Origin of the sequence: Geminicoccus roseus DSM 18922 (genome assembly GCF_000427665.1) — a bacterium.
Classification (GTDB): Bacteria; Pseudomonadota; Alphaproteobacteria; order Geminicoccales; family Geminicoccaceae; genus Geminicoccus; species Geminicoccus roseus.
In genome coordinates this window covers 2458520-2478446 of record NZ_KE386572.1, presented here as the reverse complement: position 1 = coordinate 2478446, position 19927 = coordinate 2458520, and the positions used below count along the sequence as shown (strand labels likewise).

The following is a 19927-nucleotide window of genomic DNA, read 5'->3' as shown; positions in this document are numbered from 1 at the left end:
ACCCAGGTTTTGTAACGACCAGCACTAAACGATGGATCGCCTGGAGTTCCTTCATGATAGCCGCAACTGGAGCCGCGACCTCGCGCCGGCGGCTGCTGGCCGCCGCCGGAGGCCTGGCGGCCATGGGCAGCCTCGCCGGCTTCCGCCCTGGCCTGGCGGCAGCCGCGCTGGCCGAGCCTGCCCTGCCCGATCCGGCCCTTCCCGGCTCGACCTGGCAGGGTGCCGGCTTCTACCGCTTCTCCCTGGGCGACCTGCAGCTGGCCACCGTCAGCGACGGGACATTCCTGGCCAGGCCCGTGCAGCCGCTGCTGGCTCCGGACGCCCCGCCATCGGCCTTCGCCGAGACCCTGCACCGCAGCTTCCTGCCGGCCGACCGGGCCGGGATCCAGGTGAGCGCCCTGTTCGTCGACACCGGCCGGCAGAAGATCCTGATCGATGCCGGGGCCGGCAGCGTCATGGGCGACGGGCTGGGCCAGCTCGTCCGCAATCTCGGCCGGGCCGGCATCGCCCCGGAGGCGATCGACCTGGTGGTGATCTCCCATGCCCATATCGACCATCTGGCCGGGGCGTTCGACGCCGCGGGCGCGCCGGTGTTCCCCAATGCCGGCTACGTGATCGGCCAGAAGGAATGGGAGTTCTGGCACCGCGCCGACATCCGGCTGGGCGACCGCCTGCCGGACGCGGCCGGCCGGATCCAGGCGACCCGCACCTGGCTGGCCGCGATCGAGGGGCGGGTGCGGATGGTCCGGCAGGGCCAGGAAGTGGTGCCCGGCGTCACCGCGCTGGCCGCGTTCGGCCACAGCGCCGGCCAGCTCGCCTTCCTGCTGGAATCGCGCGGCGAGAGCCTGTTCTACACCGCGGACCTGGTGCACCACCCGGTGCTGGGATTGCAGCACCCGGAATGGCATGTCGGCTTCGACGACGACCCGGTCCTGGCGGTGGCGGCCCGCCGACAGGCCCTGGAGCGGGCGGTGGTCGACCGCCTCCTGGTGCAGGCGCCGCACTTCCCGTTCCCGGGCCTGGGTCACGTCGTGCGGCGCGGCGGCACGGCCTATGGCTGGGAGCCGGTGTTCTGGCAGTGGTGACCGGCCCGACCTTTCGGACGGGCCGGCCCGCCGGTCAGGGGATCTCGGCCAGCAGTTCCGCGGCCGCCTGGATCGCCGCTTCCTGGTGCGGCAGCAGCTCGTGGCCGGCCCAGGCCATCATCGGGTCCTGCCAGGGATCGGCGATGCCGGTGCGGTGGCCGGTCAGCGTCTCCATGACCGCCAGCCCGCAATAGGGCACGTGGGTCTCGGAGTAGCCGCCCTCGTGGCTGAGCACGAGCCGGCCGCCGCACAGCTCGTCGGCCGCGTCCATCAGCATCCGGGTGAGCTGGCGGTAGCCGTCCGAGGTCATCATCATCCGGCCGAGCGGGTCGGCGCCGCTGGCGTCGAAGCCCGAGGGCACCACGATCAGCTCCGGCCGGAACTTGCGCAGGGCCGGCAGCACCACCCGCTCGAACGCCGCGACATAGGCGCCGACGCCGGAGCCCGCCGGCAGCGGCACGTTCAGGTTGGCGCCGAGGCCCGCCCCTTCGCCCCGCTCGGACCGGTGGCCGCTGTCCGGCGGGAACAGCAGGTCCTGGTGCAGGGAGATGGTGAGCACGTCGCGCTCGCCGTAGAAGGCGGCCTGGGTGCCGTTGCCGTGGTGGACGTCCCAGTCCACCGTGGCGACCCGGCCGACCCCGTGCACCGCGCGGGCATGCATCACCGCCACCGCGACATTGCCGAACAGGCAGAAGCCCATGCCCTTGTCGGCGATGGCGTGATGGCCTGGCGGGCGCACCAGGGCGTAGGCATTGGCGACCTCGCCCTTCAGCACCGCCTCGACCGTGGCGATGGTGCCGCCGGCCGCCAGGCAGGCGATCTCGTAGGAGCCGTGGCCATACGGGGTCTGGTTCTCGTCGCCGCCCTTGTAGTCGGCCGAGTTCGCCTTGATCCGGGCGATGTGCTCGCGGGTATGGAAGCGCGCCAGCTCGTCCTCGGTGGCCGGGCGCGGCCGGATCGGGGTGAGCCGGTCGAGCAGGCCGCTGACCTCGATCAGGTTGCGCAGCCGCCGCTTGGTCTGCGGGTTCTCGGCATGGACGCCCGGCTCGACCGTCAGGCCCGCCGGGAACACCGAGGCGTAGTGGCCGGTATCGTGCCAGAAATACAGCTCGTGACATGTCCAGCCGGTCGCCATGCGTCGCTCCTCGTCCTGTGCGCTTCTCCCCGTCCACTCGGCGGATGGCGGCCGGCGCGTCAAGGGCATAGCGCGGCGGGATTGCCGGCCGGCAGCGGCGCCCGGGGCGGATGCAGCGAGGTACGTGCGGCAGCCCGCTGCGATTGATATAAGAGCGAGGCCCGCCTAATAACGGTGCGAGTGCCGTCGGTCGCAGGCGGAAAGTCGATGGCACTGATGGTCCGCACATTTGCTTCGTCTTTTGAATCGACGAAAGCCGGGATGAACTGATGGCTCCGATCAACGTTCTCTGGCTCATCGACCATGTATGCTATGACGGCAGTCTGCATGGCGGTGGCCGGTTGTTCATGAATTTGGCGCCGATGTTCGACCCGAACGAGGTCCGCGTCTTCCCGTATTTCTTGCGCGCCAGCGACGAAGTGGTCGAGCTCTTCAAGACCGCGCCGATGAAGGTCGTCAATCTCAACAAGGGCAAGTACGACCTTTCCACGCTCACCACGATCACGTCCTTATGCAAGAAGCACGAGATCGACGTGATGCACCTGTTCTGCTACGCGGCGTCGACCTTCGGCCGCCTTGCCGGGAAGATGAATGGCGTGCCCACGGTGGTGCACGACTTCGACACCCAGATCTACTTCCCCTATCCCGGCTACTTGAAGGTCGCCGACCGGATGCTTGCCTCGTCGACCGGCCATGCCCTGGCCGCCTCGCCGATGTGCCGCGATTACATGCGCGACGTCCGCCGGCTGCCGGCCGACCGCTTGTCGATCATGCCGCACGCCATCCCGGAATCCCGCTTCGAGGCGGCGCGCACCACCACCCGCGAGGCCGCCCGTGCCGAGCTCGGCTGGAGCCCCGACGAGAAGGTGTTCGTCTGCCTGACCAAGCTCGGGCCGGAGCGCGGCAACGAGTACCTGATGCGCGCCTTCGCCAAGGTGGTGGCGGCCCGGCCGGACACCCGGCTGGCCTTCGTCTACAAGCCCACCTACTACCACCGCACGCCCAAGGAATATGAGGGCATCAGCTGGATCCGCGACACGGACCACATGCTGAACGAGCTGAAGAAGCTGATCGCGGAGCTGGGCATCGGCCATCGCGTCGACCTGATCGAGCAGCTCGACCAGGCGACCACCTACATGGCCGCCGCCGACGCGGTGGTGGCGCCGTTCCTGAACGAGCGGTTCAGCTCGGTGCACCTGCTGGAGGGCTTCGCCCACGGCCTGCCGGCGATCGCCACCGATCTGGGCGAGCAGAAGGAGCTGCTCAGCCATTCCGCCGCCGGGGTGCTGGTGAAGCCGGACGACCAGGACGCGCTCGCCGCCGCGATGATCGAGATGGTCGACAACCCGGACGACCGCGCCCGCCGGTCGGCCGCGGCCAAGGAGGTCGCCGAGCGGCACAGCGTGCGCGCCAACGCCGCCGGTCTCGCCCGCATGTACCGTCAGCTCGCCCAGCCGCAGCCGGTCGGCAGCGCCGCGGTCCGCGGGAGCCACTGACATGCTGCTCGGTGCGACCGGTGCCCTGTCGCGGCGCCAGGACCAGCCCTGGTCCGGCGGCGCCGAGAACGACGTCCTGCTGCATGCCGAAGACGTCGCCGCCGTGGTGCTGCCCTGGCGGGTCGGTTCCCTGGACGCCCTGGACCGCGTGGCGAAGGATGCCGCCAGCGGCTCCTGGCTGGCGCTGTCCGGCCGGCCGATCCTGGCCTCGGCCCGCGAGGACGAGCAGAAGGGCGACCTGGCCCAGGCGGTCCTGGCCCGCCTGATCCAGCACGGGCCGGCCGGCCTGGACGGGCTGGACGGCGTGTTCGCGCTTGCCTGGTACGACGCGCCGAAGCGCCGCCTGCTGCTGGTGCGCGACCGGTTCGGCGCCGAGCCCCTGTTCTATGCCGAGCGCCCCGAGGGCGTGCTGTTCGCCTCCAGGATCCGCGACCTGCGCCCGACCGGCCTGCTGGAAGGCGGCATCGACGGGCTGGGGCTCGCCGAGTTCCTGACCTATTGCTACGTGCCGGGCACCGCCACCCTGGACAAGGGCGTGCGCCGGGTGCCGCCGGGCGGCCATGTGACCGTCGACCTCGCGACCGGCGCCGCCAGCCTGCACCACTGGTACCGCCTGTCCTTCGCGGCGCCGCATGCCCCCGACGAGGCCGAGCTCGCCCGCAACTTCCGCGAGCTGCTGGAAGCCGCGATCGTGCGGCGGATGACCACCACCCCGATCGGCATCATGCTGTCCGGCGGCATGGATTCCAGCTCCACCGCGACCTTCCTGCGCCGCCACGAGTCCGGGCCGATCCGGAGCTTCGCCTTTTCCTGCGCCGGCGCCGGGTTCGACGAATCCCACTATGCGGCGGAACTGGCCAAGCAGCTCGGCACCGAGCACGAGACCGTGCGCTACGGTGAGAACGAGGCCTTGAGCGTCGGCGACGTGTCGGCCGAGATGGAGGTGCCGTTCACCGATGTGGGGATCAACGAGGGCACCTGGATCGTGGCGCGCGCCGCCGGCGGCAAGGTCCCGTTCGTGTTCACCGGCGATGGCGGCGACGAGCTCTGGGCCAGCCACCCGGTCTATGCCGCGCAGAAGCTGCTGGCCCCCTATGACGCCCTGCCGGTGCCGCAATTCGTGCACAAGGCCCTGACCGGCGCCTTCAACCTGTTTTCCGACAGCGACCAGAAGCGCGACCTCAAGGTCAAGCTGAAGCGGATCCTGCCGGCCCCCGGCCTGCCCAAGGCGATCGGCCCGTTCCGCTGGCGCGCCTATTACGCCCCCGGCGACTTCCCGGGCCTGCTGACCCAGGACGGCCAGGCCCTCGTGCGCGGCCAGGACCCGTTCGCCAGCGTGGTCGCCTCCTATGACGGCTATGACGGCCCCGACGACGGCCTCTCGCCGCATCTCTATTCCGACTACACCACCACCTCGACCTTCTATTTCAGCCGGCTGATGCTGCTGCGCCGCTTCGGCATCGAGCACCGCCTGCCCTTCTACGACAAGGAGCTGGTGGAGTACGGCGCCCGCATCCCCGCCCATCTGAAGCTGGAAGGCATCGAGCGGACCAAGCGCCTGTTCCGCCAGGCGATGGAGGGTGTGCTTCCCGACATCATCAATCACCGCAAGGACAAGCTCGGCCATTCGGTGCCGATGAAGAACTGGCTGCGCGAGAGCGGCCCCTTGTGGCAGTGGGTGTCGTCGCAGCTCTCGCCGGAAGCGGTGCGCCGCCGCGGCCTGTTCCAGCCGGCCGCCGTGCAGCGCCTGATCGAGGAGCACCGCGCCAAGCGCCACAACCACTCCCACCGCCTCTGGGCGATGGCGGTGCTGGAGGCCTGGCTGCGGGTCCATCACGACGGCCTGGAGCAGGCCCCGGCGCGAAGGGAAGCGGCATGACCGCCCGCGCCGGTTTTGCACGAACGAACCCGAGCGCCGGGCGGCCCGTGGCATGAGCGAACGCGACGGCCTCGAAACCCGCCCTCCGAACGAACCCGGTCCCCTGGCTTCCACGAACGAACCCAAGGGTTACGGCACCCGGCTGCGAAACGAACCCGGGACCGAAGCGAATTACACGAACGAACCCAAGGGCTACGGCACCCGGCTGCGAAACGAACCCGGGACCGAAGCGAATTACACGAACGAACCCAAGGGCTACGGCACCCGGCTGCCGAACGAACCCGGGAACGCGCCGGATTACACGGACGAACCCGAGGGCTACGGCACCCCGTTACCAAACGAACCCGGGACGGGAGCGAATTCCACGAACGAACCCGAGCGCTACGGCACCCGGCTGCGAAACGAACCCGGGAACGCGCCGGATTCCACGAACGAACCCAAGGGCTACGGCACCCGGGTGCCCGAGGCATCCGAGCAGCGCCCGGACAGCGCGATGCTGAGCAGCACGCTGTCGACCCGGCTGGAAGGGGGCAGCGCCATCGCCACCTACCAGGACATGATGGTCGGCAGCCGCTCCTGGCTGAAGCTGCTCCAGCACGAGCTGCTGGTGGGCCTGGGCGGCGCCATCCCCGGCGCCCTGGGCCTGGCCTTCCGCAAGGTGTTCTGGAAGGGCCTGTTCGCCGAGTGCGGCGGCAGCGCGGTGTTCGGCCGGGGCGTGGTGCTGCGCCAGCCGCTCAAGATGAAGATCGGCGCCCGCCTGCTGGTCGACGACGACACCCTGCTCGACGCGAAGGTGGCGCCGGTCGGCGGCTTCGTGCTGGGCGACGACGTGCTGATCAGCCGGGGCTGCACCATCGTCGCCGCGGAAGGCCCGCTGCGCCTGGGCAACCATGTCAGCATCGGCAATGGCTGCACGATCATGGCCGGCAGCGGCGTGGAGATCGGCGACGACACCATGCTGGCCGCCCACTGCTATATCGGCGGCGGCACCTACCAGGTCGACGCCCGGCTGGACCAGCCGATGCGCACCCAGCCGGGCCTGGCGGGCAAGGTGGTGATCGGGCCGGACTGCTGGCTGGGTGCCGGCGCCATCGTCATCTCCGGGGTGACGATTGGCCGGGGTGCCGTGATCGGCGCCGGCGCCCTGGTGGCGCGCGATGTGCCGGACCATGCGGTGGTCACCGGGGTCCCGGCCAAGGTCCGCCGCCTGCGCCAGAGCGGCGAGAGCCCGCAGGCGGCGCTGCAGGCCGCCATGTCCCAGTGACCGGGCCGATGGCGAAGTCGCAAGTTTCCGACGCACCCCTGCCCGGTCCAGCCGGGTCCCAGGCCCCGGCCAAAGGCGGGCTCAAGGCGCTGGCCGGCCACGTCCTGCGCTGGCTGCGCATCCCGCTCAGCCTCGCGGTGCTGGCCTACCTGCTCTACCTGGTCGAGCCGGCCCAGGCCCTTGCCGTCCTGGCCAATGCCGATCCCTGGCTGGTGCTGCTGGTGGCCGGCATGGCGGTGGTCGACCGGATGCTGGCCGCCTTCCGCTGGTACATGCTGCTGCGCGGCAAGCATGTCGACGTCGCCTTCTGGCCGGTCGCCCGGCTGACCTTCGTCAGCAACTTCATCGGCAGCTTCCTGCCGGCCGGGGTCGGGATCGAGGCGGTGCGGGTCTATGGCCTGTCCCGGCGCACCGCCGACCTGGCCCTGGCGCTGTCCTCGGTGATCGTGGAACGGGTCCTGGCGCTGGGTGCCCTGGTCCTGCTGGTGGTGCTGGGCCTCTTGGTCTCCGACGCCGGCTTCCCGGTCTGGATCTCCCGGCTGGCCTGGGTGGGCCTGGCCGCCATCCTGCTGGGCAGCCTGGCGCTGATGCTGGGCCCGACCCGCCGGCTGTCGCTGCTCCTGCTGCCCGGCCAGCTGCTGGCCCCGGTCCGTGCCAAGCTCCTGGAGCTCTACCAGCGCCTGGACGAGTACCGCGCCCAGCCGTTGATGCTGGCCGGCGCCGTCGCCATGGCCCTGGCCTTCCAGCTGTTCCGGGTCGCCACCTACGTGGTCGCCGGCGCCGCCATCGGCATCGACGCCTCGTTCCACACCTACATGGTGGTGGTGCCGATCGTGTCGCTGGTGATGATGGTGCCGATCTCGTTCGGCGGCCTGGGCGTGGGCGAGGCGGCGTTCATCTCGCTGCTGGGCCTGGTGGGCATCCCGGCCGAGCAGTCCTTCACCCTGTCGATCATGGTGCTGGTCCTGTCCCTGGTCGGCACCCTGCCGGGAGGCTGGTTTTACCTGCGCGGCGGCGTGGCCCCCGGCCGGCGCTGAGCGCCGCCCGGGACCTTCTGGATCGGTCAGCCCAGGAACGGGAAGCGGGCTTCCACGCGGAAGGGCTCCTGCGGCCCCGGCTGCACGAACACCGACAGCGCGTCCACCCGCACCGGCTCCACGCAGAACGCGGCGGTGTCCGCCTGCAGCCGCGCCCGGATCGCCTGCCGGTCCTCCAGCCGCCCGGTGAGGGTCAGGTGGAAGCGGAACCGGTCCAGCACGTAGGGATAGCCCCAGGCCCGCAGGTTGGCCTCCTCGATCGGGTCCAGGCCGTGGGCGCGGCGCTTGGCCAGCTCGGTCTCGGTGGGCAGCGCCCGGTACACGTCGAAGCTGCGCACGCAGTCGGCGGCCAGCCGGTCCATCCGCGGGCTGGGGCCGGACAGGGTCAGCGCCAGGAAGCCCTGCAGGTCGGACAGCTGCAAGGGCGGCATCACGAACGGCGCCCGCGCGGCCGCGAACTCCTCCGCCGCCGCCATGAACTGTTGCGGGTCCTTGTCGTCCCGCATCCAGAACGGCGGCTTCAGCGTGGCATGGAAGCCGTAGCGGCGCGGCGCCTCGACCAGCGGACGGATCGCCGGGTCGCAGCGGTACTCGACCCCGGACATGGGGTCCCTGCCCAGCCAGCGGCAGGCCCAGCGCCACAGATTGGATGCCGGATTGGGGCACCAATAGAGCGCGTAGCGAGGGCTCAAGCTATTCTCCGTCCCATCTTCCAGACCCCCATCCCCCGCACCGCCTGCCCGACCTCGCGCACCCGCACGAGATCGGCCCGCAGGCCCACCGCGATCCGGCCGCGATCGGAAAGGCCGAGCACCCTGGCAGGGGTGCTGGTCACGGTCGCGACGGCTTCCGGGACCGGGCGCTCATGGCGGCGGTGCATGATGAAGGCGGCGTTCAGCAGGCTGGTCGGTACGTAGTCGGAAGAGAAGCAGTCGAGAAGCCCTTCGTCGACCAGCTCGCCCGCGCTGACATTGCCGGAGTGCGATCCCCCCAGCACCAGGTTGGGCCCCCCCATCACCGTCACCAGCCCCTTGTCCCTGGCCGCGCGCGCCGCCGCCATGGTGGTCGGAAACTCGGAGATGGTGATCCCGTCCCGCACCGCCTCGTCGACATGCTCGACCGTGGTGTCGTCGTGGCTGGCCATGACCAGCGACCGCCCGGCAAACAGCGCCAGCAGCTCCCGCTTGTGGCGTTCGGCGTAAAGGACCTGTTCCTCGACCCGCTGCGCCAGCATCGTCTCGAACTCGTCGGAGGTCTTGCCGTTGCGGCCCATCTGGAACTGCCGGTACTTGGCCAGATCCTGCCACTGCCGCTGGCCCGGGGTGTGGTCCATGAACGAGACCACCACCAGGCTCGGCTCGTCGACCAGCGGCTCGGTCAGCGCCACGACGTTCGGGTCGGTGATCTCCAGGCGCAGATGGAGGTAATGGTCGCAGGCCAGCGCATCCTTAGCCCGCGCCTGCTCGATCGCCCGCAGCGACTGGGACAGGAGCGCCAGCCGCGCCTGCTTGTCGTCGTAGAAGCCGACGCAGACCGCATCGCAGACGGTGGTCACCCCGGACAGCGCCATCTGGGCGTCATGGGCCAGGATCGCGGCCTCGGCCGGCCAGCGCACCTTGGGCCGCGGCTCGAAGCAGCGCTCCAGGTTGTCGGTGTGCAGCTCGACCAGGCCCGGGATCAGCCAGTCGTCCTCGAGGTCGATCGCCCCCGGCAGGCTGCACGGCCCCTCGGCGATCGCGGCGATCCGGCCGTCCTTGACGTGCAGGCTGCCCTGGATCGCCTCGTGCTCGAGGACGATCCTCGCGTTCTTGAAGACGAGGTCGGTCATTGGGCGCGGTCCATGGTCTCGAGATCAATGATGCGGGTGGCGATGGCCTCGCGCGCCTCCTGGTCGTGCAGGATCGCGAGCATCGCCGCCCCCTCGGCCAGCCGCTCGCGCACGAGGTCCACCACGATTTCGCGATTGGCGGCGTCCAGGGAGGCGGTCGGCTCGTCGAGCAGAAGGATCGGGTAAGGGTGAACGAAGGCCCGGGCAAGGTTGACCCGCTGCTGCTCGCCGCCTGAAAACGTCGCAGGCGGGACCTGCCAAAGGCGCTCGGGCAGGCGCAGCCGCGCCAGCATCGCCCGGGCCCGCTCCCGCGCCGCCTCCCGGTCCGTGCCCAGCGCCAAGAGCGGCTCCGCCACCACGTCCAGGGTCGCCACCCGCGGTACCACCCGCAGGAACTGGCTGACATAGCCCAGCGTGCGCCGCCGCACCGCCAGCACCTCGCGCGGCAGCGAGCGGGCGAGGTCGATCACCGCACCCTCGTGCCGGACCAGGATCGAGCCCCGGTCCAGGCCATAGGAGCCGTAGATCGCCCGCAGCACCGTGGACTTACCGGTGCCGCTCGGGCCGCTCAGCACGACGCACTCGCCGGGCAGGACCGAGAAGCCCAGCCCGGCCAGCACCGGCATCCGCACCCCGCCCTGGAGATGCAGGGTGAAGGTCTTGCCGAGATCCTCGGCGATCAGAAGGGGCTGCATCGGTTAGGCCGCCAGGATCGAGCTCACCAGGAGCTGGCTGTAGGGATCTTGTGGGTCGTCCAGCACCCGGTCGGTGAGGCCATGCTCGACCACGCGGCCCCGGCGCATCACCAGCATGCGGTGGGACAGGAGCCGCGCCACCGCCAGGTCGTGGGTGACGATCACCACCGCCAGGCCCAGTTCGGCGACCAGGCGGCGGATCAGGTCGAGCAAGCGGGCCTGCACGGAGACGTCCAGCCCGCCGGTCGGCTCGTCCATCAGCACCAGCCGCGGCCGCGTCACCAGGTTGCGGGCGATCTGCAGGCGCTGCTGCATGCCGCCCGAGAACGTCCGCGGCAGGTCGTCGATCCGGCCGGGATCAATCTCGACCCGCTCCAGCCAGGCCAGCGCCTCGGCGCGGATCCTGCCATAGTGCCGCCAGCCGACTGCCATGAGCCGCTCGCCGATATTGCCGCCGGCGGAGACGGCAAGGCGCAGGCCGTCGCGCGGGTTCTGGTGGACGAAGCCCCATTCGGTGCGGGCCAGGAGGCGGCGCTGCGCCTCGTCCATTCGGCGCAGGTCCGCCACGGAGCCGTCCGCGATCCGGAACTGCACGCTGCCCTCGTCGGCCGGGACATGGCCAGCCAGGCAGTTCAGCAGCGTCGTCTTGCCGGAACCGCTCTCGCCCACGATCGCCAGCACCTCGCCCGGCCACAAGGCGAGGTCCGTGGGCGAAAGCGCCTGCAGCCGCCCATAGGACTTGGCGAGTCCGCTGACCTCCAGCAGCGCCGCGTCGGTCATGGCTGTGCTCCCCCTGCCCCGGCTTCGTCCCGGCGCGACCGGCAGAAATCGGTGTCGGAACAGCAGAACAGCCGGCCGCCCTGGTCGTCGGTCACCACCTCGTCGAGATAGGACCCGGTGGCGCCGCACAGGCCGCACGGCCTGTCCCAGCTCTGCACCTCGAACGGATGGTCCTCGAAGTCGAGGCTGACGACCTCGGTGTGCGGCGGGATCGCGTAGATCCGTTTTTCCCGCCCGGCGCCGAACAGCTGCAGGGCGGCGTTCCGGTTCATCTTGGGATTGTCGAACTTGGGGATCGGCGACGGATCCATCACGTAGCGGCCCGCCACCATGACCGGGTAGGCGTAGGAGGTCGTGATCCGGCCCATGCGCGCCACGTCCTCGTAGAGCTTCACGTGCATGCCGCCATAGTCGGCAAGGCCATGCATCCGCCGAGTCTCGCGCTCGCGCGGCTCCAAGAACCGCAGCGGCTCGGGGATCGGCACCTGGTAGACCAGGACCTGCCCGGGCTTCAGCGGCTCCTCGGGGATCCGGTGTCGGGTCTGGATGATCGTGGCCTCGGCGGTGCGCTCGGTGGTGGCGACCCTGGCGGTGCGGGCGAAGAAGGCCCGGATGCTCACCGCGTTGGTGGTGTCGTCCGCCCCCTGGTCGATCACCTTGAGCACGTCGTCCTGGCCCAGCACCGCGGCAGTCACCTGGATGCCGCCGGTGCCCCAGCCATAGGGCAGCGGCATGTCCCGGCTGGCGAACGGCACCTGGTAGCCCGGGATCGCCACCGCCTTGAGGATGGCCCGCCGCAGCATCCGCTTGGTCTGCTCGTCCAGGTAGGCGAAGTTGTAGCCGACGCTCATTCCGCTGCCTCCGCCGCGTCGCCCGAGGCCGCTGCCCGGCGCATCTTGCGGATGGTCTCCATCTCGCCCTGGAAATCGACATAGTGCGGCAGCTTCAGGTGCTCGACGAAGCCGGACGCCTGCACGTTGTCGGAATGGTAGAGCACGAACTCCTGGTCCATGGCCGGCGCCGCCACCTCGTCGCCGCCCTCGGCATTGCGCAGCGCCCGGTCGACCAGCGCCATGCCCATCGCCTTGCGCTCCTGGTGGCCGAACGACAGCCCGTAGCCGCGGGTGAACTTCGGCGCCTCCGTCTTCGATCCCAGGAACTGGTTGACCATCTCGCACTCGGTCAGTTCCAGCTCGCCGATCACGATGGGAAAGCCCAGCTCCTCCGGCTCCACCACCAGGTCGACCGTACCGACCCGGAGCTCGCCCACGAACGGATGGGTGCGCCCGAAGCCGCGCTGGGTGGAATAGCCCAGGGCGAACACGAAGCCCTCGTCGCCGCGCGCCAGGTTCTGCAGCCAGGCATCGCGCCCGACCGGGAACAGAAGCGGCTCGCGGGTCAGATCGGCCGGCTCGTCGCCTGTCCCCGGATCCTCCCGTTCGATCATGCCATCGGCATCCAGCAGGTCGAGCACGCGCGGCATGTGCGGCTCGACCGGCTCCCCGGCTTCCGCCGCAGCCTCCGGCCGACTGCCGGTTCCGGCCAGGTCCTCGTCGAGCAGGCGGTGGGTGTAGTCGAAGGTCGGCCCCAGGATCTGCCCGCCGGGAATGTCCTTGAAGGTCGCGGAGACCCGGCGCACCACCCGCATCGCCGCCGTCTCGACCGGCACCGAGTTGGCCAGGCGCGGCAGGGTGGTGCGGAACGCGCGGAGCAGGAAGGCTGCCTCCACCATGTCGCCCCGCGCCTGCTTGAGCGCCAGCGCCGCCAGGTCAGGATCGTAGAGCGACCCCTCGTTCATGACCCGGCCGCACCCGAGCGACAGCTGCTCGCGCAACTGGACGGGGTCGATCTCCGGCACCTCCGGATCACCCCGCCGCTCCTCGTCCAGCCAGCGATGGGCATGGCGGATGGCACGCTCGCCACCCTTGACCGCCACGTACATCCCTCAGCCCTCCACCTGGATGCTGCGCGGCAGGCAGGCGATCGTGGCTCCGGCCACCAGCACCAGGTCGACCCCCTGCGGGAACCGGCTTCGGTTGGCGCGCAGCATCGCGCCGAAATCCGCTGGAACCCCGTCGACCTGCAGGCACGCCCGGCCATCGATCCCCGGCCCGGCGAGATGCAGGGTCTGGCCGTGGCCGAACCGTGCCACCTGCAAGAACACCGTGCTGCTCCGGTCCGGGTAGTCCGGATCGCCCTGACCAAACTGGTCGAGGGGCGGCAGGTCACCTCCTTCCGCCACCACCGCGAAGCTCGCATCGGCCGGATCCTGCACCCAGCCGGCGCCGGTATGGAAACGCAGCGAGGCGCGTGCATCGCGATGCTCGCCGTCGATCCAAAGCCTGGTCTCGTGGTCCGCCAGTCCCAGCAGCAGGGCATAGGTCGCCGTTGCGAGCGGGGCCGGAGCCGGCGGCAGCATGCCCCGGAGCGGCACCACCGTTCCGGGATGGCTCATGGCGTGAAGAAGATCACGAAACTGCCGTTGCGCATCGTGGACTGGATCGGCCAGTCCGCCTGCCAGGCTGGTCATCTCAGTCCTCCCCGCGCACGAGGGTGATGAAGTCCACCCGGGTCGCCGCCGCCTTGCGCGCGACCTGGGCCCGCCGTTCGGCCAGCCCGGCTTCCATGTCGCGAACCACGGCCATCACCTGCTCGCTCCCAGCCGACTGGAACACCGCGTCCAGCCTGGCGATCTGAACGGAGCGCCGGGGCCGCCGCCCTTGCACCCAGCCGATGCCTACCATCCCGTCCGGGGAGCGCACCGCGCTCCGGGTGACCGTGGCTTCTCCGAGATTGAAGGGAGCGCCGCTTCCGCCTGCCCGTGCTCGGGTCATGACCAGCCCGACTTCCGGGGCGCGCAGCGTCTCGAACGCCTCGGGCCGGACGGCGAAGGCGGCGGTGGCCGCCTCCATTTCCTGGTCATTCGCCAGGGCAAGCGCCTGGAGCCAGCGGGCGCGGGTACTGGGGTCGGAAGCCATCGGTCCAGACGTCTAGATGAATTTCGACAGCACTGTAGTCGCTGCCGGATTGATGTAAACGCCAGCGCGGTGACAGGATCATGATGGATGATCAGGCGAGACGGGCGGTAGACGGGATGGGCTGCTGCGCCTAGCGTCCCCGGCGCGACGAGAAACGACCGTGGGCTGCTCCCTTGTCCTCCTTTCCTGTTGCCGCCGAACTTCCCGATTCAGGGGAGGTGGACCGACTTGCCCGGGGCCAGGGGGTTGCGCTTTGGCGGCAGATCGAAGGCGTGCTGGAGCAGTCCATCCTGCAGGGCAGCTTCGCGCCCTCCGGCCGCCTGCCTGCCGAGCCGGAACTGGCTCGACGCTTCGGGGTCAACCGGCACACTGTCCGCCAGGCCGTACGTGCTCTGGCAAGCCGGGGCATCCTGCGGATCGAGCAGGGGCGCGGCACCTTCGTCGACATGCAGCCGCTCGACTACTCCATCGGGGCGCGCACCCGGTTTTCCTCCAATCTTGCCAGTCGGGAACGCCTGCCTTCCCGGGTGACCCTTGGCATCGACGAGGTCGAGCTGATGGGGCCGACCGCCCGGGCGCTGGGGCTGCCGGAAGGTTCCACCGGCTTGCGTCACCGGACCCTCGCCCGTGCAGACGGTACCCCTGTTACCCTGGGGACCATCTACCTGCCAAAGGCCAGGTTCCCGGAGGCTGCCGCAAGCTTGGCCGCCAACCCGTCGGTCACGGCGCTGTTCACGGCCGCGGGGCATGCGGATTATCGCCGTGCCTGGACCAGGATCGGCACGAGGCTGCCGTCCCCTGACGAAGCGCAGCAGCTCGAGCAGTCGAGGGAACGGCCGGTGCTGATCACCGAGGCGCTGGACACGTCCGCGTCCGGTGCGCCGCTCGCCTACAACTATACGGTCTGGGCAGGCGAACGGGTGACGCTCACGGTCGAGTCGTGAGGCTCAGAGCCAGCCTTTCCGCTTGAAGTAGAGGTAGGGCATGATGGCGGACAGGACCATCATGCCCAGCGCCATCGGGTAGCCATAGGTGAGGGTCAGCTCCGGCATCACCTCGAAGTTCATCCCGTAGATGCTCGCCACCAGGGTCGGCGGCAGGAAGACGACCGCTGCGACCGAGAAGATCTTGATGATCCCGTTCTGCTCGATCGAGACGAGGCCCAGGATGGCATCGAGGGAGAAGGTCACCTTGTTGGTGAGGAAGGAGGCGTGGTCCGACAGGGAGATCACGTCGCGGCTGACGGTCTTCATCCGGGTCTGCAGGCTCTTGCGGTCCTTGGACTTGAACGCGACGGTCACGAAGGCCACCAGCCTTCCCAGGCTGACCAGGCTTTCCCGCGACTTGCCGATCATGTCACCTGCACGCCCCACCCGCGCCAGCAGCTGCCGATAGTCCTTGGCCCGCCGGGCAGCCTCCTTGGCGTCGGTGGTGAACACCTCGCGGCTGACCGCGTCCAGGTCGGCGCCGATGGCCTCCAGGATGTCCGCCAGGCGATCGACGATCACCTCGAGCAAGCCGACGAACACCACCTCGCCCGAGTTCCAGGCGAGCGGGTTGCGGTGGATCTGGGAGGCTGCCGTGCGGAACGGCAGTGGATCGGCATAGCGCAGGGTGACCAGCCGGTGGCCCACCAGGATGAAGGTGACCGGCGTGAGCTCCGGGCTCTCGCTGTCGGCCCGGCACAGCATGGTTGCGGTCATGAAGAATGCGTCGGTCTCTTCGTAGAGGCGCGACGAAGCTTCGATCTCGACGATCTCTGCCCGGGTCGGGACGTCGATCTGCAGCATGTCCTCGACGAACCGCACCTCGCGCGGCGACGGCTCGTGCAGGTCGATCCAGATGATCCGGTCATGCAGAGCCTCGTCGCAAGTGCCCTGCATGACCTCGATCGAGCTGCCGGTGGTGATATAGAGGCGCATCATGGCTCGGACGGCCTCCCGGCACGGATGGTGGCGATGCCCCTGTCGACCACGGGGCCAAGCCTTGTCAAGCAGCCCCGGCCACGGTCATGGAAGCCGGTTCCAAGGAAGCCGGTCAGTCGCTATAGAGGGCTGCCCATTCCCTCACCGACGAGATCCGACCTGGTGCGCCTTCACGTCCTCCCTTGGGCCCTAGCCGTTCTCCTGGCTGCGGCTCCTGCGTCGGCCGAGAGCCTGTCGATCGAGGCCGAGCCGGATGGGATCCGGCTTAATCTCGATGATGTTCCGGTCGAGCAGGCGGTCGAGGCTCTGAGCGAGCGGTTCGACTTCGAGCTCAAGGTCCTGCGTCCCAGCGAGCAGCGCCTGAACGGCAGCCGAAGCGGCGACGCCAGACAGTTGCTGGATTGGGTGCTGACCGGCCACGATCACGCGATCTTCATGGCGAAGGAAGGCGGCTCGGACCGGATTGCCAGGGTCGTCGTCTTCGGTCCTTCTGGAGGCGCACCACCCCCGGTCGCCCGGGAGGTTGCGCCGGATCCGGACGGCGCCTTTCCGGAAGATGGCCCGATCGAAGACATCCCGCCGGACTATGGCGATCCCAGTCCGCCACGCATGGACGGTGGCATCAGCGAGTTCAGCGGGGACGAGCCGTACGATCCCGAGATGTACTAGCGCAGAACGAGTGCGACGACGAACCCGGCTCCGGCAAGCCAGGGTCCGAAGCGGATCGCGCGGCTCCCCTCGAAGCGGCCACCGCTGGTCGCAACAGCCGCGACCAGTGCCGAGGCCGCGGCCAGCAGAACGATCCAGGGCAGCCCGGCCAGCCCCACCCAGACCCCAAGGGCTCCCAGGAGCTTGACGTCGCCGCCGCCCAGGCCGGCCCGTCCACGCAGGGCCTCATAGCCGAAGGCCACGAGTGCGAACGCTCCCGCGCCCACGGCCCCACCGAGAAGCGCGTCAATAGGAGCAGGTGCGGTCGCATCGAACAGCACCGCCAGAAGCCCGGTCATGAGGAGCGCTGTGTTCAGCGGGTCGGGCAGGATGCCGTGCAGATGGTCGATCGTGGCCAGCAGCACCAGGAGCCAGCCGAGGATCACCAGCCAGAACCAGGCCGTGGGCGCCATCAGCACCGCGAGGATAGCGACGCCCGCCGACGCCGCCTCGACGGTCGTCTCGGTGAGCGGGATCCGGGTCCCGCAATGGCGGCAGCGCCCGCGCAGGAGCATGCGCCCCACCACGGGCAGCAGTTCAATGGGTCCCAAGGTCGAGCCGCACTGGTCGCAGGCGGACCGGCCTCGAAGAGCCGCGCCCGCCCCCTGCTCCCATCGGCGGGCGACCGTGGCAAGAAAGCTCCCGATGCAGGCACCGGCGAGACCCGCCACGATCGCCAGGATGATTAGCCCGCTCAGCCCGCTGCCGGCCGGTTTTCGACCGGCACCAACGAGGCTTCCGGCCGCAGGCCGCGGATGGTGCCCCGCTGAACCGGCCCTGGAACCAGCGTCCGATCGTCGATGTTGCCGTTCATCCCGCGCATCCGGTCGCGGATCTCCCGGCTGATGGCGCCGGCATCTTCGGCATTGCGGACGATCCTCGGCGTGATGAACACGACCAGTTCCGTCCGGTTGCCCGAGCGGTTGTTGTTGGCGAACAGGTCACCAATCCCGGGGATGTCGGACAGCAGCGGGATGCCCTGGCGCGAGCGCTGTTCCTGTTCCTGGATCAGGCCACCCAGGACAACGGTCTGCCCGGAGCGGACCGATACCACGCTCTGCACCTTGCGCTGGTTGATGGTGGGAGTGAGGCGGTCCTCTTCGCTGGCACCACTGTCCAGCTCCACCACGTTCGAGACTTCCTGCGCGATCTCGAGCGCCACGCTGCTGTTGCCGCTGATTCGAGGCTTGACCGTCAGGATCACGCCGGTCTCGCGATACTGGATCGTATTGACCGTCCGGTCATCCTCCTGATCGCCCGTCGCCGACCGGATCGTGATCGGCACCTCGTTACCGACGTTCAGCGACGCTTCCTTGTTGTCCTGGACCACCAGCGTCGGCGAGCTCATGATCCGCACATCGGTGACCGACGATAGCGCATCCAGCGCGATGATCTTGTCGTTGCCGCTGTTGAACAGGAAGCTGAAGCCAGGCGTCACGTTCCTCGGCCGGAGCAGGTCGCCGGTCGAGAAGCCGAACCGGAAGTCGCCGCTTTCGAAGAAATACTGCACGCCATAGCGCAGCCGGTCGTTGAGCTGCACCTCGGCGATGGTCGCGTCGATCACCACCTGTCCGGGCGGGGTATCGAGCCGCCGGGCCGTCGCCTCGATCATCCGGTAGAGTTCCGGAGAGGCGCGGATCACCAGCGTGTTGTTCGTCTCGTTCGGGACGATCTTGATCTGCCGCAGCGAGTCCGGGCTGCCGATGTTGATGCCACCGCCACCGCCGAAGTCGAGCTGGGCTGCGTCGGCCAAGCCAAGATCCGGCGGCGGCTCCGTCGCATCGGCAAGGCCGGTGCTGTCCAATGCCGAGGGCGGTGCGGTGGTGGCGGGCGTTGTCGCTCCAAGAGCTCCGCCCCCATCGGCGATCACCGCCGTCAGGGTCGCCGCCATCGCCGCGGCCGGGGTGTAGCGAAGCTGGTAGATGTTGAGTTCCGTTCCGACGGAGCTGCCCGCGTCCAGCCGCTCGACCCACTCGCGGGCGCGCTGGACGCCTTCCAGATCGCTCGAGACGGCCAGCACCGCGTTCAGCCGCTGGATCGGCACGAAACGCATACCCTCATAGGCAGTGAAGTCCTGAGCCGCAGCGCCGCCGCGGACCCCGAAGATCGCCTCCAGTTCGGGAATGACAGCTTCCGGCGTCGTGTTCTGCAGCGGGAAGATGCCGACGGAACGCCCCGCCAGCCAATCCACGTCCACTTCCGCGATCGTGTCGACGACCGTCTGCCTTTCCTGGGCAGTGCCGCTCACCAGCAGCAGGTTGCGCGACATGTCGATCCGCAGGTCATCCGGATTGGCGATCAGCGGCCGGGCGAATTCCTGGGCGGTGATGGCCGGCACATGCCGCAACGGCACCACCGTCACGCCGTAGCCTGGGTCGATCTGCTGCGGCGAATCGCCGAGCTGCGCCACGCCGGCACGGCCTACGGCATTCTGCATCTGCACGACGGCATAGCCGCCGGCTTCCTGCACCAGCGCGGCATTGTTCTGGCGGAGCACCGTCTCCAGGGTTGCCAGCAGGTCGTCCCGGCTCATCGCCGCGGAGGTGGAGAGGGTCACCGAGCCCTGGATCGCAGGGTCGACGGTGTAATTCACCTGCAGCACGTCGCCCAGGATCGTTCGCACCACCTCGCGCAAATCGGCGTTCTCGAAGTTGAGCTGGACACCGGCGCCGTCAGGAGTGACCACCGCCCCGGGGCGCTGCTCCTGCCGTCGGGTGGCATCCGAAGTGTAGATCCGAGCTTCCGGCGCCGCTGGACGGCCGGGCTCAGTCGCGAGCCCCTGCTCCACCAGTTCCCGGGGCTCGGCAGGGGGTTCGAAATCAAGACGACTCACATCATCGGTAATGGATGGCTGCACGCCACTACCACCTTGGGCGCAACCGGCAAGCAGAGCTGCCAGACTCACACGAAGCAGGTTTCCCGCAAGCTGTTTGCGTGCGGTATTCTTGGCCCAGTTAGGCATCATTGTCTGTCTGGATCGCCAACAGTGTCATGGGTGCATCAGGACGGCCGGTTCCACCCCCCGGTTTCACCCGTACCGCCAGTCATGGGTAGTGCCGACCGGGCCCCTCCGCGTCAAGGGAGCCGGGGCAACGTGACGACTTTGACACGCGCACC

19 protein-coding genes are annotated in these 19927 nt (G+C 69.4%); 7 read left to right on the top strand and 12 right to left on the bottom strand.

Annotated features, from left to right (window positions below):
• Positions 1-53 precede the first annotated feature (53 nt).
• Positions 54-1085 carry an MBL fold metallo-hydrolase gene (locus GEMRO_RS29345; RefSeq protein ID WP_051329007.1) on the top strand — a complete coding sequence of 344 codons (1032 nt, stop codon included), beginning with the start codon at positions 54-56 and terminating at the stop codon, positions 1083-1085.
• A 34-nt stretch (positions 1086-1119) separates the two neighbouring features.
• Here the strand turns inward: GEMRO_RS29345 and GEMRO_RS0112565 are convergent, their stop codons facing one another.
• Positions 1120-2220 (bottom strand): class II histone deacetylase, encoded by a 1101-nt coding sequence (locus GEMRO_RS0112565; RefSeq protein WP_027134270.1) that lies wholly within the window; start codon positions 2218-2220, stop codon positions 1120-1122.
• 269 nt (positions 2221-2489) lie between these two features.
• Here GEMRO_RS0112565 and GEMRO_RS0112560 point away from each other — a divergent pair, with 269 nt between their 5' ends.
• The 4 genes from GEMRO_RS0112560 to GEMRO_RS0112545 are packed head-to-tail and all read left to right on the top strand — an operon-like array spanning position 2490 to position 7896.
• Positions 2490-3716, top strand: a complete 1227-nt coding sequence (locus GEMRO_RS0112560; protein WP_027134269.1) for a glycosyltransferase family 4 protein — start codon at positions 2490-2492, stop codon at positions 3714-3716.
• A gap of 1 nt (position 3717) precedes the next feature.
• Complete coding sequence (locus tag GEMRO_RS0112555) at positions 3718-5595, top strand: asparagine synthetase B family protein (protein ID WP_027134268.1); 1878 nt, start codon at positions 3718-3720, stop codon at positions 5593-5595.
• 52 nt (positions 5596-5647) lie between these two features.
• The gene (locus GEMRO_RS35275; protein ID WP_051329006.1) at positions 5648-6859 is read left to right on the top strand and encodes an acyltransferase; all 1212 of its coding nucleotides are present in this window, start codon (positions 5648-5650) and stop codon (positions 6857-6859) included.
• 8 nt (positions 6860-6867) lie between these two features.
• Positions 6868-7896, top strand: coding sequence for a lysylphosphatidylglycerol synthase transmembrane domain-containing protein (locus GEMRO_RS0112545; RefSeq protein ID WP_157505569.1), 1029 nt, complete (start codon positions 6868-6870; stop codon positions 7894-7896).
• 26 nt (positions 7897-7922) lie between these two features.
• Here GEMRO_RS0112545 and GEMRO_RS0112540 read toward each other — a convergent pair whose 3' ends face one another.
• From GEMRO_RS0112540 to phnG, 8 genes are read right to left on the bottom strand one after another with little or no spacing between them, the layout of a single operon-like run.
• Complete coding sequence (locus tag GEMRO_RS0112540) at positions 7923-8588, bottom strand: DUF1045 domain-containing protein (protein WP_027134266.1); 666 nt, start codon at positions 8586-8588, stop codon at positions 7923-7925.
• A complete protein-coding gene (locus tag GEMRO_RS0112535) occupies positions 8585-9724 on the bottom strand; it encodes an alpha-D-ribose 1-methylphosphonate 5-triphosphate diphosphatase (protein ID WP_027134265.1) in 1140 nt (379 codons plus the stop codon). The genes GEMRO_RS0112540 and GEMRO_RS0112535 overlap by 4 nt, the downstream gene beginning before the upstream one ends.
• Positions 9721-10419, bottom strand: a complete 699-nt coding sequence (gene phnL, locus GEMRO_RS0112530; protein WP_027134264.1) for a phosphonate C-P lyase system protein PhnL — start codon at positions 10417-10419, stop codon at positions 9721-9723. The genes GEMRO_RS0112535 and phnL overlap by 4 nt, the downstream gene beginning before the upstream one ends.
• Positions 10420-10422: 3 nt before the next feature.
• Positions 10423-11199, bottom strand: coding sequence for a phosphonate C-P lyase system protein PhnK (gene phnK / locus GEMRO_RS0112525; RefSeq protein WP_027134263.1), 777 nt, complete (start codon positions 11197-11199; stop codon positions 10423-10425).
• Positions 11196-12050 carry an alpha-D-ribose 1-methylphosphonate 5-phosphate C-P-lyase PhnJ gene (locus GEMRO_RS0112520; protein WP_027134262.1) on the bottom strand — a complete coding sequence of 285 codons (855 nt, stop codon included), beginning with the start codon at positions 12048-12050 and terminating at the stop codon, positions 11196-11198. The genes phnK and GEMRO_RS0112520 overlap by 4 nt, the downstream gene beginning before the upstream one ends.
• Positions 12047-13141 (bottom strand): carbon-phosphorus lyase complex subunit PhnI, encoded by a 1095-nt coding sequence (locus GEMRO_RS0112515; RefSeq protein ID WP_027134261.1) that lies wholly within the window; start codon positions 13139-13141, stop codon positions 12047-12049. Before GEMRO_RS0112515 ends, GEMRO_RS0112520 begins: the two co-directional genes overlap by 4 nt.
• 3 nt (positions 13142-13144) lie before the next feature.
• Complete coding sequence (phnH, locus tag GEMRO_RS0112510) at positions 13145-13729, bottom strand: phosphonate C-P lyase system protein PhnH (protein ID WP_027134260.1); 585 nt, start codon at positions 13727-13729, stop codon at positions 13145-13147.
• 1 nt (position 13730) lies between these two features.
• Positions 13731-14177, bottom strand: a complete 447-nt coding sequence (gene phnG, locus GEMRO_RS0112505; RefSeq protein WP_027134259.1) for a phosphonate C-P lyase system protein PhnG — start codon at positions 14175-14177, stop codon at positions 13731-13733.
• 218 nt (positions 14178-14395) lie between these two features.
• Between phnG and phnF the strand changes: the two genes are divergently transcribed.
• Positions 14396-15121, top strand: a complete 726-nt coding sequence (phnF, locus tag GEMRO_RS0112500) for a phosphonate metabolism transcriptional regulator PhnF (protein WP_027134258.1) — start codon at positions 14396-14398, stop codon at positions 15119-15121.
• Between the two features lie 3 nt (positions 15122-15124).
• Here the strand turns inward: phnF and corA are convergent, their stop codons facing one another.
• On the bottom strand, positions 15125-16102 hold the full coding sequence (gene corA, locus GEMRO_RS0112495) for a magnesium/cobalt transporter CorA (protein ID WP_027134257.1): 978 nt from the start codon (positions 16100-16102) through the stop codon (positions 15125-15127).
• Between the two features lie 33 nt (positions 16103-16135).
• On the opposite strand from corA, the gene GEMRO_RS0112490 reads away from it, so the two are divergent.
• Positions 16136-16771, top strand: a complete 636-nt coding sequence (locus GEMRO_RS0112490) for a hypothetical protein (RefSeq protein ID WP_157505568.1) — start codon at positions 16136-16138, stop codon at positions 16769-16771.
• Here the strand turns inward: GEMRO_RS0112490 and GEMRO_RS0112485 are convergent.
• Both GEMRO_RS0112485 and gspD read right to left on the bottom strand, forming a co-directional pair.
• Positions 16768-17481, bottom strand: a complete 714-nt coding sequence (locus GEMRO_RS0112485) for a prepilin peptidase (protein WP_084506873.1) — start codon at positions 17479-17481, stop codon at positions 16768-16770. The two genes, GEMRO_RS0112490 and GEMRO_RS0112485, sit on opposite strands and share 4 nt — an antisense overlap.
• 23 nt (positions 17482-17504) lie before the next feature.
• The gene (gene gspD / locus GEMRO_RS29335) at positions 17505-19772 is read right to left on the bottom strand and encodes a type II secretion system secretin GspD (protein ID WP_205624961.1); all 2268 of its coding nucleotides are present in this window, start codon (positions 19770-19772) and stop codon (positions 17505-17507) included.
• Positions 19773-19927: the final 155 nt, after the last annotated feature.

Bases quoted from the DNA above. Each gene is read 5' to 3' on its own strand.
- phnK (WP_027134263.1), bottom strand. From the start codon at position 11,199: ATGACCGACGCGGCGCTGCTGGAGGTCAGCGGACTCGCCAAGTCCTAT.
- phnG (WP_027134259.1), bottom strand. From the start codon at position 14,177: ATGGCTTCCGACCCCAGTACCCGCGCCCGCTGGCTCCAGGCGCTTGCC.
- GEMRO_RS0112560 (WP_027134269.1), top strand. From the start codon at position 2,490: ATGGCTCCGATCAACGTTCTCTGGCTCATCGACCATGTATGCTATGAC.
- GEMRO_RS0112520 (WP_027134262.1), bottom strand. From the start codon at position 12,050: ATGAGCGTCGGCTACAACTTCGCCTACCTGGACGAGCAGACCAAGCGG.
- GEMRO_RS0112565 (WP_027134270.1), bottom strand. From the start codon at position 2,220: ATGGCGACCGGCTGGACATGTCACGAGCTGTATTTCTGGCACGATACC.
- gspD (WP_205624961.1), bottom strand. From the start codon at position 19,772: ATGCCTAACTGGGCCAAGAATACCGCACGCAAACAGCTTGCGGGAAAC.
- phnL (WP_027134264.1), bottom strand. From the start codon at position 10,419: ATGCAGCCCCTTCTGATCGCCGAGGATCTCGGCAAGACCTTCACCCTG.
- corA (WP_027134257.1), bottom strand. From the start codon at position 16,102: ATGATGCGCCTCTATATCACCACCGGCAGCTCGATCGAGGTCATGCAG.
- GEMRO_RS0112555 (WP_027134268.1), top strand. From the start codon at position 3,718: ATGCTGCTCGGTGCGACCGGTGCCCTGTCGCGGCGCCAGGACCAGCCC.
- GEMRO_RS35275 (WP_051329006.1), top strand. From the start codon at position 5,648: ATGAGCGAACGCGACGGCCTCGAAACCCGCCCTCCGAACGAACCCGGT.
- GEMRO_RS0112545 (WP_157505569.1), top strand. From the start codon at position 6,868: ATGGCGAAGTCGCAAGTTTCCGACGCACCCCTGCCCGGTCCAGCCGGG.
- GEMRO_RS29345 (WP_051329007.1), top strand. From the start codon at position 54: ATGATAGCCGCAACTGGAGCCGCGACCTCGCGCCGGCGGCTGCTGGCC.
- GEMRO_RS0112490 (WP_157505568.1), top strand. From the start codon at position 16,136: ATGCCCCTGTCGACCACGGGGCCAAGCCTTGTCAAGCAGCCCCGGCCA.
- GEMRO_RS0112515 (WP_027134261.1), bottom strand. From the start codon at position 13,141: ATGTACGTGGCGGTCAAGGGTGGCGAGCGTGCCATCCGCCATGCCCAT.
- GEMRO_RS0112535 (WP_027134265.1), bottom strand. From the start codon at position 9,724: ATGACCGACCTCGTCTTCAAGAACGCGAGGATCGTCCTCGAGCACGAG.
- phnH (WP_027134260.1), bottom strand. From the start codon at position 13,729: ATGACCAGCCTGGCAGGCGGACTGGCCGATCCAGTCCACGATGCGCAA.